The following is a 13235-nucleotide window of genomic DNA, read 5'->3' as shown; positions in this document are numbered from 1 at the left end:
TATTCAACCCTTTCAAACTTGACATGATAATATGTCTTATTACTATTTAACCATCGCCACATGAAGTTTGCAACAGCAACTCCTCATGATAACGCTTGCTTCACAAATTTGTTATATTCTCACTATTTTAATAGCCTTCTTCTTTAAACCAATGATTAATTTTTGCTAACACTTGTTCTGTAGCTTGTACATTTTTAAAAGAAGGCAATTTTGCCATTAATACTTGCTTTGGAGGTGTTGTATCCTCATCTTTCTTCTGCAAAATTAAAATGCTTTTTTGATTCCTCTCATTTTTAAACATACTTTCTGGTAATTCAAGAACTCCAACGATATGAGCTACTTTGTGTAAGTATGTGTGCAATTGATCTGCATATTCACTTGTAAATAAAAAGCTAGGTATGACAAAAACTAAATAGCCTCCTGCCTTCGTATAATTAATACTCTGTTCGATGAATAAATGATGGCTATATGCATGGGATTCTTCAATATTAAGTTCGTAATTACTTGCCTGGATATCATCTGGATAATACCCTACTGGCAAATCAGAAATAATTACATCTACTGGCTCTAAAAGAAACGGTCGTAGGCTATCTTGGTGGAAAAATTCGATCGAATTCTTCTGCAAATTAGCATTTGCTAATGCAAGTTGAACTAACGTTGGATCAACTTCGCTACCATATGATTCTATTTCCATTTTAAGTTGATTTAAAACAGCCGTTAATAAGTTCCCTACACCACACGCAGGATCAAATAAGCGTAATTTTTCACTTTTATTTGTTAATTTCTGTACAAGATATCCTATAACCATCGCTACTGTGTCAGGTGTCATAACATGCTGTTGCTGTGTTGTATCTTTCATGGCTTTTAATAATGCAAGTTGTGTCGCTTTTCTAATTATTTCTTTATCCATTTCATCTATACGGAAATCTTTGGTGCTTTTTTCAATTTTTTTAATCTGAAGGTCATCTAACTCTTCGGGTAATTCTCCAGTATAAAGAAAAGGTAAACTAATCGTTAAACACTCCAAATAGGGCTCTTGGAGTTTCATCTCGAGGGTTTCTGTTATTTCATCTATAACTTGAAATGTATCTTCTACATTATTTGACACTTTTATTCCTCCTGTTACATTAATAAATTGTTGTTCTTCTGCAATAATTCACCATTTAGTATGCATGGACCTTCTCATTCTGTCTACTTACAAGTTTATTCACCTGCAAATTCTCCAATTAACTATCTAACAAGTTAGCGTATAGAATAAGATCAACTTATTATGTTTTAACATCTTTGTTAATTTTCTGCTACTAAAAAATTTAAAGGAAAAAGGATAGACTGCATAAAACTTCAATCCATGGGCATAATTCTGTAGATAATATCGCACCTTAGAAGTAGAATATAATCATTTTTCTTAAAGGAAAACTCAAAGTAAAAAAAGTAATTGTTTTTATTTATCGATCGACAAATGTTCGATAAATTTCGTATTAGTTATGAGTAAATCATTCCAATAACTGTTCTTTTTAATAAATACAATGACTGCTATCGTAAAGCTCATTCGACTTCATCAAAACCATATTAGCATTCATGAGTTATCTAAATTTTCACTAATCATACTTTCAATAATTGTCCATTATTTTATTATGATAATTGCTAAATTAATGATAACATATGAATATAACCGTGATTTTATTAGGAGGATTTAAGTAAATGGATGCTAGAAGGAACTTGTATTTTTATTATCCAAAAAGTGATGAATTAGAAGAAAAACTTTCTCCACTATTTGAATTAGCAAAAGAAAATGACTTTAATCTTGTAAATAATCCAGACGAGGCAAATATCATTGTGAGTGTTGGAGGAGATGGAGAGTTTCTGCAAGCTGTTCGTCATACACACTTTCGCCAAGATTGCCTATATGTTGGTATAGCAAAAGAAAATGAAGCAGGCTTATATTGTGATTTTAATTTGAACGCCTATGATGAGATGGTACATACGATGATGAATGCACCTATGGAAGTTAGAAGATTCCCTGTAATTGATGTAACCATTAATGGTGAATCAACCTTTCATTGTTTAAATGAAGCGGCCATTCGATCAGCTATTATCAAAACGATCGTGATGGATGTTTATATCGATGATGTATTTTTTGAACGTTTCAGAGGCGACGGGCTTATTGTAGCCACCCCAACTGGAAGTACTGGTTATAATAAATCAACACACGGTGCAATCGTTGATCCTAAAACACCTTGCTTTCAGGTAACGGAACTTGCTTCTTTAAATAATAATCGATACCGCACTTTAGGTTCTTCTTTTATTTTAGATAAAGAAAGAACTTTACGCTTAGAAGTCATTCAAGACGGTAATGATTATCCGATCATTGGCTTAGATAATGAGGCATATTCTATCCGTAATATCCAAGAAGTGGCTGTTTCGCTTAGTGAAAAGCGTGTAAAGACGGTCAAACTAAAAAACAATACGTACTGGGATCGTGTCAGAAGAACATTTTTATAAAAGAGATGAAAAGGGATGCACATTTTTTGTGCACCCCTTTTTATTATTTTTGATACATTATTTCTTCATCCACAACAGTCATTAAAACAGATGCTTCATGAATTTTGTTCTTTTCGACCTCAAATAAATCCTGATCTAGAATTGTAAAATCGGCTACAAATCCAGGGGATATTTGGCCACGGTCGTATTCATGGTTAATGACATATGCGCTTCCAGTGGTGTATAGATGAATTGCTTCATATACTGACAACTGCTGTTCTTCGTTATAAATTTCTGAATCCAAATTTGATTTTCTTAGTACTGCCGCTTCAATTCCTAAAAGAGGATTCACTTCTTCTATTGGAGCATCTGAACCAGCTGCTATTGGAATACCTTCATCAAGATATGTTTTCCATGGATACGATTGTTTTACTCTACTCTTTCCAAGACGCTCTATAACCCAAGGGAAATCAGATGCAACAAACGACGGCTGAATATCTAACACCGCATTTAACTGCTTTAATTTCCTCAACAGTGTTTTATTCATAATTTGTGCATGTATGATTCTATCTCTTCGATTATTACTCAATGGATATTTTAATAATAAATCTGCGATCATTTCTATCGCCTGATCACCAATCGCATGGACAGCTACTGGCATATTATTTTTTCTTGCCTTTTTAATTAAGCCTTCTAGCTGATCTTTATGATGGATGGGAAGACCATAATTGGATGGATCATCAGCATAGGGCTCTTTTAGCCAGGCAGTTCGACCACCTAGGGCACCATCGGAAAAGATCTTCATCGCTCCTAATTGTGTGAAAGCACCACCATCTCCGTACGTTAATCCGGCCTCTTTTACCTCTTCCATCACAGCATGATGCACTAACAAATGTGCTCTAAATTTAAAATTCACTGGCACTACTGCCTGATAAGCATGAAGTGTTTTAGCAAAACCACCATAGTAAAATAAATCCTCACTATGTCCTCCTACTAAGCCTAAACGAAGCAAATCCTTTATTGCAGTATTTATAATTGACTCTAATTTTTTTTGCGTCATATACGGTACTTTTTTCTTTACTAACTCTTGTGCTTGATCTAAGAGGTATCCTGTCGGTTTTCCTTTTCTATCTTTTACTATTTTACCACCCTGAGGATCCTTGGTGGAGTCTTCAATATCTGCAATTTCTAATGCTTTGGAATTAACGATAGCAGCATGACGACAGACTCGATTAAGCAGCACTGGATTATCCGGAAAAATAGCATCTAGTTCATCCCTATGAAGAATCCGAGGATTTTCCCACTGATTTTCATTCCAACCTTCTCCAATAAGCCACTCGCCTTCCTCTAAATCCCTCGCTCTCTCTTGCAAGGATATAATAAGGTCTTTTGAGGAAGTAATTTTAGAAAGATCTAGATTTAATAATTTCTCTCCATGCCCGATTATATGTAAATGACTATCAACAAAGCCAGGATACATAACACCCTTGTTTAAGTTTTTATAGGTATCAATTCGCTCTTTATATTTATCTTTTAAAAAAGATTCTTCTCCTACATCGATTATTTTACCGTTCTCAGTAAAGACAGCTTCTACCGTCTCTTCCTGTAAGCGCATTGTGTAAATTTTACCACCATACCACATCGTCCCCATTTAAGATTCTCCTCTCACTTAACCCACTATTCTCTAAGCTTTCTCTATATAAAAATTTTGTATTATGATTTACCTTATCAAAAACTTATTAAAAATGGAAGAATCGTGACTAACCACGATTCTTCCATGCAACGGTTTTTGTTATTGATTTGGGTTTGAGTTGAACTGTTGTTCTGACATTTGAACTAAACGTTTTGTGATTTCTCCGCCAACAGAACCATTCGCACGTGCTGTTTCATCTGCACCTAAATTCACACCAAATTCTTGTGCAATTTCATATTTCATTTGATCTAAAGCTTGGTTTACACCTGGAACTACCAATTTGTTTGAGCTATTGCTATTTGCCATGAGTTTCACCTCCTCTTTCCTATATTTCTAGGTTGTACGATTGAGGAGGCTTCATTCTTTTAAGTTAATGGGAAAATGTGAAAAATTCACCATTATCGTTAGTCGATATCTCTATAAAAGGTCATCAAACTCTTTTGATTTTTTTCTTAAACTAGAAGTTTCGATAACTTCTTTATTGGCTAATAATTCTTTTATCTCTTGTTCATAATCAAGATGCGCCTCAAATTGCAAGACTTTTTCTAACCTTGGTTTTGTTTTAGGTGCTTTTGGTACAAACACTGTACAACAATCTTCATACGGTCGAATTGAAATATCATACATATTAATTTTTTCCGAAATTTTAATAATGTCTTCTTTATCCATTGCTACTAATGGTCTTAAAACGGGATAATTTGTTACTTCATTTATTGCGTGCATACTTTCCATCGTTTGACTTGCCACTTGCCCTAAGCTTTCACCTGTTGTGATCGACAATATATTTTCTTCCTTCGCCACTGCTTCACTTATTTTTAACATCACACGGCGCATAACAGTCATGGAATAACCATGGGGAACTTCTCGATGAATTTTTTGTTGAAGTGCTGTAAAAGGTATCATATGAATTCGAATATTTTTTCCATAATACGTTAATTTTTCAGCCAAATCTAACACTTTTTCTTTTGCTCGTTCACTTGTATATGGTGGAGAATGAAAATGAATAGCTTCGAGTTGAACACCTCTATTCATCGTCAAGTATCCAGCAACAGGACTATCTATCCCACCTGAAAGTAGTAGAAGTGTTTTACCAGACGAACCAACTGGCAATCCACCTGCGCCTAGAATTTTCTCTGAGGTGATATACGTTGCATCATTTCTAATATCCACATGAATCTCTAAATCAGGATGATGCACATCTACCGTAAAATCATTTGTATTGGATAATAAATACCCACCTAACACATGATTAAATGTTTGCGATCCAATTGGAAATTCTTTATTTGAGCGTTTAGTAGTAATTTTAAACGTTTTAACATTCTCTTTTTTTGTGAGTAGCTCTAAAGCGGCGTTTTTAATTGCAGCTTCATCATTCTCTGTTTTTAAAGCTACACTCATGCTGCCAATTCCAAATACGTCTTTCAATTTTTCAAGAATAGGTTCAGGATCTTCTCCATTTAAGAGGATGAACATTCTATCTCTATTTTTATTTACTTTGATGTTAGAGAAACCTTTTAGCTTTTCGCGTACATTTTCCCCTAGCTTAGTCGTAAATATTTTTCTATTTTTTCCTTTTAAGGTTAACTCACCATAACGGACAACGATATGATCATATTGCATGTCATTCACCTAATTCCTTTTCGAAGTTGATTAACTACAAGTGCTAATTTTTGGTTGAAATATTTAATTTCCTCTAAAGTATTGCTGTATGCAAGACTTATACGCAAACCTGAACGGCTAACTTCATCATTTTTCTGGCAAGCCACCAAGACAGAGCTTTTATCAGGACTTTTTGATGCACATGCTGATTTAGTCGAGATATAAATACCATGCTCCTCTAATGCATGAATAACTACTTCAGGTTTTAAGCGTGGAATAGAAAAATTAATAATATGTGGTGCAGCATTTTCAGTAGGAGTGTTGACCACCGTCCCATCGATTTTTTCAATAGCACGAAGTAACTCACTCTTCATTTCTACTAAGCTTTTCTGATCCTCATTTAAATGATCTAACTGGATTCGCATCGCTTTTGCCAAGGCAACAATTCCAGCAACGTTTTCCGTACCTGAGCGCACCTTCATTTCCTGACCGCCACCATGTAGAAGCGGAAAGAGAATCGTTCCGTTTTTAATATATAATAATCCTGTCCCTTTTAAACCATGTATTTTATGGCCGGATAAGGTACTAAAGTCGATACCATCTATATTTAAATTTATTGGAATTTTCCCATATGCTTGTACCGCGTCTACGTGGAAAAATAGTTTTGGGTATTTGTTAGTAATTGCAGCAATTTCTTCAATCGGCTGAATTGTTCCAATTTCATTGTTCACATACATCACACTGACAAGGATTGTTTCATTTGTGATACTATTTTCTAATTCCTCGATCGAAATTCTTCCATAATTGTCAACAGGTAAATAAGTAACCTGAAACCCTAATTCCTCTAAAGCTTCACAAGCCAATAAAACAGATGGGTGCTCCACCTGTGTGGTAATAATATGCTTTCCTCTTGCTTGGTGCTGCAAGGCTATTCCTTTAATAGCCAGATTATTTCCCTCTGTTCCACCTGATGTAAAAATAATTTCATCGTTTGAAACAGATAATAAATTCGCTATTTGTTCTCTTGCTTTTCTCAGTAAAGTCTCCGCATTTTTACCTAAATCATGCATAGAGCTAGGATTGCCGTAAAAATCCTGTGTCACTTTTATAAAACTGTCTAAAACATTTGGATCTGGCTTTGTTGTTGCACTATTATCAAAATAAATCATGGGTATACTCCTTAATCACTCTTTTTGCATTGAAATATCGTATCACACTTTTTAGTTTGTGGAAACAAAACGTTTCGGCTATTAGGAAAACTCACATTCATTCGACCTTTAGCGAATGTATTCATTTTTCTTATATTTAGTACGTTAAGTTTTCACTACCTTAATTAAATTTCAGTGGGAATTTTTTCATAACGTATAAAAAAGATATTCTATATTTTTCTAGAATATCTTTTTTAACTAAGTGTATTATTATATATCATTTAAACCTAAAGCTATTAATAAATCATCAACAGAGATTGGTTCACCTGGAGGTAGCTTATCAAGAGCCTGTTGAAGCTTACTCAGCTTTTGCTCAGTCGCTTGTTCTTCTTCTGGTGCTTCATTTACTTCAACGATCTCTTCCTCATTATTTTGTGCTAAAAAAAGATTGGATTTTACACTTTTTGCTTCCAACTGATGTTCTGATACGGGTTGCATATTTGCTAATAACTGATCCTGTTGTGAGGTATTTAGATAAAACCCAATCACCATCACCCAAACTAACAACGAAAGGCCACTAAGTACCCCTATAATCCATTTCATTATAATTGGCTCCTTTTAATTCGCCATTTGTTGATATTCATGATCGATTGCTTCTAATCGCTTCATCGCATGCGGATCAACTTCTTCTAACGATCTGACAACTATTTCTAATGCACTTTCATATTTATATTGATAGAAAAGTTGTTCTGCCTCAGATAGCTGAGACGCTAAAACTGGATGGCTTCTTCTATAACGATTACCATACTGAATGGCTACTTCAACAAGTCTTGCTTGATCAAGTAACAATTGTGTTTGCTCTACTAAGCTGTTAATCGACTTTTTTGCCTCAGTTAAGCTGTGCTGTACTTTTCCCATATCCAGTGGTTGCTTCTGTAATTTTTGTTTAACCGTATTATGTTTGTCTGATGCTTCATCAACTAAATTCAAAATGTAAGAAGGTGCACCTGGTATGTTACTTTTTTGTAATTTCTTAATTGTTCCATTTAACTCGTTTTCTAATTGAACAACCTTTTCTTTTGCTTCCAATTCATCCTTGCGCAAATCATTAATTTGCTCTTTAAAATCATCATGTGCTTCTTGTAATTTTTCTAAATCAGCGATCATTTCTTCAAGCTTATCTTTGGTATCAATATGTGTGCACGCTCCGTCTTCATGTGCATCTCTTGTTTGTTCAAATTGCTTTTGTAACTTTTCTAACCATTTTTGAAGTGATAAATATAATTCAAGCTCGGTTTTCTCTAAATAATACGTTTTTTGTAACACATCAATTTCTTGTTTTGTTTCTAACATTTTATCTTCAATTTCTTCTAAATTAGATAAACAATTAGGAATATTGGTATCCACAAGACTTTTAGCTTTCGCTTCTTTTTCAAGTAACAGATACATTTCATTCAATCTATCTTCAAGCGGTTCTAATGTTTCTGCAATATTCTCTACATTGCCCTTCTCTAATTGGGCAACAGCATTGTCTAGTATTTCTTCATATTGCTTGATTTCTTTTTCAAAGCCAAATTGTTCCACATGGTATCCATCTTGCTTCATTTCTTCCATTCCACGAATTAGATCCTTCATTTGTTCTGGAATCAATTGCTTACACTTTTTATAAACGACAGGAAACTCATTCATGCGTTCTTCTATTTGATCAAGATCTTCTCTTGTACGATCAATTACTTGTTGCGCGTCATAGTAATCCCCATTATTCGCTAAGTCGTAGTATGTCATTAAATACTTATCTAACTCGTCTAACTCTACTTCAAAACGAATTTCAGCGACTCCATATTGCGTTCTATTTTGCAACAAGAACTGTTTTAGTTCTTTTACTCTTGGTTGCAGTTCTTCTACCTGCTGTCTTGTGTATTTTTCAGAGTCGAGTAATTGATCTAACTCCACAAACATCTCTTCAATATTTTTTTCTATATCTTCTAGTGTTTGTTCCACTATTCGCAAGTTGTTTCTAGCAGCTTTCATTCGGAATTTATCAGCGGACTCCTCTGAATCAAGTAAGTACTCCTCAATATCAGGAAGTTCACGTGTGAGGATACGATCCCACTTACTTTTCCAGCCTTCAAATTTCTCCTGTGTTTCACCGGATAGGTTTAATTGCTTCACCTTTGAAAGTTCCGTCGTTACATTTCGATTCATAATATCCATTTTCCAATTTTCTAAGCGATCTACGTCATCATATACTTTTTTCCTAAAAATTAACCCCACTATTAGTAAAGCAATGATAACGAGAATACCCCCGATAACAAATTCCATCTTAATATCCTCCTTACGTGGTTCTATCTATATATGTAGTTCATCTATTTTTAATAAAGTTAGTTACTTTTAATGATACCATGAGAACAAGGGGATTTGCTAAAATTTTTCAAAATAATTCAATTTTTATTGAAAAATTTGTTGGTTTTTAGCAATTCTTCAGAATATATGCATAAACAAAAGCGCTAAGCTGTGCTAAAATGATTAAAAAGTTGAGATGAATAATTTATATTATATTTAAGGAGTGATTTACTTTGTTTGAAACGAAAAGTTATCAAGGTACAAAAGAGAAGGATTATCCTCTTGTTATAAAGCAATTAGAAGCGCTACTTGATGGTGAACCTGATGTGATTGCTAATCTGTCTAATGCATCCGCTTTGTTAAATCAATTCTTGAAGGATGTAAACTGGGTTGGATTTTATATATTTAAAGAAGATGAATTAGTGTTAGGTCCTTTTCAAGGCTTACCAGCTTGTGTGCGGATCAAACCTGGTAAAGGTGTCTGCGGAACAGCTGTTTCAACAAGCGAAACGCAAGTTGTTGAAGACGTGCATGCTTTCCCCGGACATATTGCATGTGATGCCAACAGCCAGTCTGAAATTGTAGTACCTATCTTCAACGGCAATGATATTTTTGGTGTATTGGATATTGATAGCCCTATTAAAAATAGATTTGATGAAATGGACAAAAGATATTTAGAGAGCTTTGTTCGTGTAATAGAAGCTTCTCTTTCTAAATAAATAGTCGATAATCATTGACTTCTTCACTTTTAAATCATATAATGAACTTTGTGTAAAAAAGGTAGCCTTTGTGAACCTCCGGCTGACTATTTTGTTCCTCGATTTGTGAGGTGTATCTCGTAACTCTCTGCTACTAGAGCGAAGGTACATGAAAACAAAATAGCAGACGATAAAGGAACACTCTGTCTCGTTTTATGCAAATCTAATATATAGAAGGAGAAGATGTACAATGGCTCGCTATACAGGATCTGTATGGAAAAAGTCTCGTCGTCTTGGTATCTCATTAACAGGTACTGGTAAGGAGTTAGACAAACGTCCTTACGCACCAGGTCAACACGGTGCAAATCAACGTAGAAAGTTATCAGAATACGGTTTACAATTACAAGAAAAGCAAAAGCTACGCTTTATGTATGGCGTAACTGAGCGTCAATTCCGTAATTTATTCGACCGTGCTGGTAATATGAAAGGTATTCATGGTGAAAACTTCATGATTCTATTAGAATCACGTTTAGATAACCTAGTTTACCGTTTAGGATTAGCTCGTACACGTCGTCAATCTCGTCAATTAGTAAACCATGGTCACATTACTGTAGATGGTGCTCGCGTAGATATTCCATCTTATCAAGTAAGCCCTGGTCAAACAATTGGTGTACGTGAGAAATCACAAAATCTTGACATTCTTAAAGAAGCTATTGAAGTAAATAGCTTTGTACCTGAGTATGTAACTTTTGATGCTGATAAATTAGAAGGTTCACTAACTCGCTTACCAGAGCGTACTGAACTACCTGCTGAAATTAATGAAGCATTAATCGTTGAGTTCTACTCTCGTTAATAAGAAATTTTTCAAAAAGCTCTTAATTCCCTTTTATAGGGTTTTAAGAGCTTTTTTTATTTATAAATGGCCATTATTGTGCACCTAATTACTTATTTTATTGGCTTAAATACAAATATTTAATTTTTTAATCATCAACACCACAAGAAATTATTTAAATTTTTTATCAATTTCTTTCTATGATCATATTTAATAAGTGATAAAGCATTTCTATTATGCTAGATTGTTTTTTCTTTGTTGCAGTTGCTGCTGAATTCAATCTTCTTTTTTCTTAAATTAAATAAGAGCCTGTGCAGAAAAATCGATATTAAACGATCTTTCATTACAGACTCCACGTATCAAATACGTTTTTCAGGAAAAAGATTGCAGTAATCTTAGTATAATTTTATTAATACAATCTAATTCTCACACTTCGAATTCGACAATTTTATCATTTTTATTGAGTATGCTATTTTCAATCTGTGTTATTATTATTTCTTTCATTAGTGGTGTTATCTCTATTTGTTGTCTTATTTTCATTTTTAATGCGAGATACTCCAATAATAATTGCGGTAAAAATAGCTGTGATTATAAGTATTATGATAACGATCAAAATTAAATTAAAGCTCATACTCATTTTATTGTAACCTCCTCTATATTACTTTTGTCTTGTAAATACATACATCATCCACTTCTATACTCATCACAACAAAAATCAGGACCCTCTTCATCAAGGATAGCATCATGTTTCAATACCTCGTCACTTGCTTCTATTTTCATTAAAAAGGTTATAAATTCATTTAATTCAAGGCATTTTCTATCAGATAATTCTTAAGCTCAGATGATTATGATACATTTGATAATTATGCTATTCATTGGAACCTAAGGTTTTAGATGAGTTTACTATTAAAGTGGAAAACACTTGACCATATCACAAAATCACTTTATGTCATGGTCATATATGATATTTTATTAATACTATAAGATCACTATAATTATCCTATAGAAATCCATATAATACAATAATTCCTTGAAGATTGATTAGTTACTTCTGTAGCGTTGGTAGATAATATTTGTCTAAGAAATCAATTTATATACAATGCATTTCAGAATTAAATAGTGCCTCAAATTTTACCTTTTAGCGTTGATTCAGTATCCACTGAGTAGTTATTAAATTAAAAAGCACCCACTTAAGTAGGTCGATACTTTTTATGAGTATACCCCTCTTAATTGTCTTAAAGAACCAAGTATATTTAAAAATTCCAATAATAAGACAGGACTTAATGAGATTACTAGCCCAATAATGGCAAGAAACACGCTAACACTTAATATTTTATGTCGATTCAAAAAAATAACGATAATATATAGGAAAGCGCTGGTGGAAATAGCTTGTTTTAATTCTATACCAAAACGAAATAAAATCCCTACTGGATCAATACCTTCTTCATTAGGTTCTCTCATATCTGTATAAACGGTCCAATAAACGAGTATTAAGATAATATAACTTATTAATAATAATGTGAAACTAATTTTTTTATTAATTTCTATACTCACCTTTCTTTCGAGGTATTGTTCAACTAACTCTTATTTCCACTCTCTTCTTAATATCCCCATCTTAATTGCATCAAAAAATTCTCCATTTATAATTCTTGCTTCTCTTATTCTTGCTTCTTCTTTCATGCCTAATTTAGCTGCCACTTTAATCATCCTTATATTTCCTGACCAAGTAGACATACCTAATCGGTGGATATCAGTAACTTTAAAAAGATAGTCAATCCATAATTTATAAGCTTGTGTTCCATAACCACCGTTCCAATAATTGAAGTCATAAATAACAATGCCAGTCTCTAGCCAATTAGTATTCTTGTCTACCCAATAACAACCAACATATCCGATTGCTTTCCCATCACATCTAATCACAAGAGATGACGGGACATGTGGGAAAATATCATGATTCCAATTTTGTCTATACATTTCTTTTGTTATTTCTTCTTCTGGAGTGTAGGGTCCGTTCCATTTCTTTGCTTCTTGTTGTTTATCTTCATATTTCCAATAATATAAAGTATCGATATCCTGATCAGTAACCTCAGTTAATACTATTTTTTCACCATTAATTTCAATCATAAAAAAGCTCTTCCCTCTCAAAAATTAGAATTTAGTTTCCAGCTTAAAGTTATACTTCTATTCTAAATAAAAAAATCCCTTTAAATAATATAAGAGTACTTCATAACAAGATGTCTTCTTTTGTTTTTGGGGTGGAATAATTAGTGGAAAATTTAAACCGAATTTTAATCAATAAGTGAAAATTTCCATTACTATTTTATTAGTTTTAAATATTTTTTTCTAATGACAGTTTGTCAAATTAAGTGCAACAGTTCTTCCTGAAATGCTTCGTGTGTTGTTTTCCAGTTTAAGCATTTTCTCGGTCTATTGTTGATTAA

At 33.4% G+C, this 13235-nt stretch carries 13 protein-coding genes; 3 read left to right on the top strand and 10 right to left on the bottom strand.

Annotated features, from left to right (window positions below; all coding sequences use genetic code 11):
* Positions 1-127: 127 nt before the first annotated feature.
* Positions 128-1108, bottom strand: coding sequence for a class I SAM-dependent methyltransferase (locus DFR57_RS11190; RefSeq protein ID WP_245937451.1), 981 nt, complete (start codon positions 1106-1108; stop codon positions 128-130).
* A gap of 593 nt (positions 1109-1701) precedes the next feature.
* On the opposite strand from DFR57_RS11190, the gene DFR57_RS11185 reads away from it, so the two are divergent.
* A complete protein-coding gene (locus DFR57_RS11185; protein ID WP_114353253.1) occupies positions 1702-2502 on the top strand; it encodes an NAD kinase in 801 nt (266 codons plus the stop codon).
* Between the two features lie 43 nt (positions 2503-2545).
* Here the strand turns inward: DFR57_RS11185 and DFR57_RS11180 are convergent, their stop codons facing one another.
* From DFR57_RS11180 to DFR57_RS11155, 6 genes are all read right to left on the bottom strand, one after another.
* Positions 2546-4132 (bottom strand): amidohydrolase, encoded by a 1587-nt coding sequence (locus DFR57_RS11180; protein WP_114353252.1) that lies wholly within the window; start codon positions 4130-4132, stop codon positions 2546-2548.
* Between the two features lie 141 nt (positions 4133-4273).
* The gene (locus DFR57_RS11175) at positions 4274-4480 is read right to left on the bottom strand and encodes an alpha/beta-type small acid-soluble spore protein (protein WP_114353251.1); all 207 of its coding nucleotides are present in this window, start codon (positions 4478-4480) and stop codon (positions 4274-4276) included.
* Positions 4481-4591: 111 nt separating this feature from the next.
* The gene (gene thiI / locus DFR57_RS11170) at positions 4592-5794 is read right to left on the bottom strand and encodes a tRNA uracil 4-sulfurtransferase ThiI (RefSeq protein ID WP_114353250.1); all 1203 of its coding nucleotides are present in this window, start codon (positions 5792-5794) and stop codon (positions 4592-4594) included.
* A gap of 5 nt (positions 5795-5799) precedes the next feature.
* Positions 5800-6942 (bottom strand): cysteine desulfurase family protein, encoded by a 1143-nt coding sequence (locus DFR57_RS11165; RefSeq protein WP_114353249.1) that lies wholly within the window; start codon positions 6940-6942, stop codon positions 5800-5802.
* A 249-nt stretch (positions 6943-7191) separates the two neighbouring features.
* Positions 7192-7524: a hypothetical protein gene (locus tag DFR57_RS11160; protein ID WP_114353248.1), complete on the bottom strand. Its 333-nt coding sequence runs from the start codon at positions 7522-7524 to the stop codon at positions 7192-7194.
* Positions 7525-7539: 15 nt separating this feature from the next.
* Positions 7540-9243: a septation ring formation regulator EzrA gene (locus tag DFR57_RS11155; RefSeq protein WP_114353247.1), complete on the bottom strand. Its 1704-nt coding sequence runs from the start codon at positions 9241-9243 to the stop codon at positions 7540-7542.
* Between the two features lie 254 nt (positions 9244-9497).
* On the opposite strand from DFR57_RS11155, the gene DFR57_RS11150 reads away from it, so the two are divergent.
* Complete coding sequence (locus DFR57_RS11150; RefSeq protein ID WP_114353246.1) at positions 9498-9983, top strand: GAF domain-containing protein; 486 nt, start codon at positions 9498-9500, stop codon at positions 9981-9983.
* A gap of 229 nt (positions 9984-10212) precedes the next feature.
* Positions 10213-10815: a 30S ribosomal protein S4 gene (gene rpsD, locus DFR57_RS11145; protein ID WP_114353245.1), complete on the top strand. Its 603-nt coding sequence runs from the start codon at positions 10213-10215 to the stop codon at positions 10813-10815.
* A 454-nt stretch (positions 10816-11269) separates the two neighbouring features.
* Here the strand turns inward: rpsD and DFR57_RS18275 are convergent, their stop codons facing one another.
* From DFR57_RS18275 to DFR57_RS11135, 3 genes are all read right to left on the bottom strand, one after another.
* Positions 11270-11431 (bottom strand): hypothetical protein, encoded by a 162-nt coding sequence (locus DFR57_RS18275; RefSeq protein WP_170132970.1) that lies wholly within the window; start codon positions 11429-11431, stop codon positions 11270-11272.
* A 572-nt stretch (positions 11432-12003) separates the two neighbouring features.
* Positions 12004-12348 carry a hypothetical protein gene (locus DFR57_RS11140; RefSeq protein WP_114353244.1) on the bottom strand — a complete coding sequence of 115 codons (345 nt, stop codon included), beginning with the start codon at positions 12346-12348 and terminating at the stop codon, positions 12004-12006.
* A 30-nt stretch (positions 12349-12378) separates the two neighbouring features.
* Positions 12379-12918 carry a GNAT family N-acetyltransferase gene (locus tag DFR57_RS11135; RefSeq protein ID WP_114353243.1) on the bottom strand — a complete coding sequence of 180 codons (540 nt, stop codon included), beginning with the start codon at positions 12916-12918 and terminating at the stop codon, positions 12379-12381.
* Positions 12919-13235 lie beyond the last annotated feature (317 nt).

Source organism: Saliterribacillus persicus (assembly GCF_003337485.1).
Classification (GTDB): Bacteria; Bacillota; Bacilli; order Bacillales; family Amphibacillaceae; genus Saliterribacillus; species Saliterribacillus persicus.
Note: the sequence above shows the minus strand (reverse complement) of the source record. Positions and strands in the feature narration are given on the sequence as shown.

Bases quoted from the DNA above. Each gene is read 5' to 3' on its own strand.
- DFR57_RS11185 (WP_114353253.1), top strand. From the start codon at position 1,702: ATGGATGCTAGAAGGAACTTGTATTTTTATTATCCAAAAAGTGATGAA.
- DFR57_RS11180 (WP_114353252.1), bottom strand. From the start codon at position 4,132: ATGGGGACGATGTGGTATGGTGGTAAAATTTACACAATGCGCTTACAG.
- DFR57_RS11175 (WP_114353251.1), bottom strand. From the start codon at position 4,480: ATGGCAAATAGCAATAGCTCAAACAAATTGGTAGTTCCAGGTGTAAAC.
- thiI (WP_114353250.1), bottom strand. From the start codon at position 5,794: ATGCAATATGATCATATCGTTGTCCGTTATGGTGAGTTAACCTTAAAA.
- DFR57_RS11165 (WP_114353249.1), bottom strand. From the start codon at position 6,942: ATGATTTATTTTGATAATAGTGCAACAACAAAGCCAGATCCAAATGTT.
- DFR57_RS11160 (WP_114353248.1), bottom strand. From the start codon at position 7,524: ATGAAATGGATTATAGGGGTACTTAGTGGCCTTTCGTTGTTAGTTTGG.
- DFR57_RS11155 (WP_114353247.1), bottom strand. From the start codon at position 9,243: ATGGAATTTGTTATCGGGGGTATTCTCGTTATCATTGCTTTACTAATA.
- rpsD (WP_114353245.1), top strand. From the start codon at position 10,213: ATGGCTCGCTATACAGGATCTGTATGGAAAAAGTCTCGTCGTCTTGGT.
- DFR57_RS18275 (WP_170132970.1), bottom strand. From the start codon at position 11,431: ATGAGTATGAGCTTTAATTTAATTTTGATCGTTATCATAATACTTATA.
- DFR57_RS11135 (WP_114353243.1), bottom strand. From the start codon at position 12,918: ATGATTGAAATTAATGGTGAAAAAATAGTATTAACTGAGGTTACTGAT.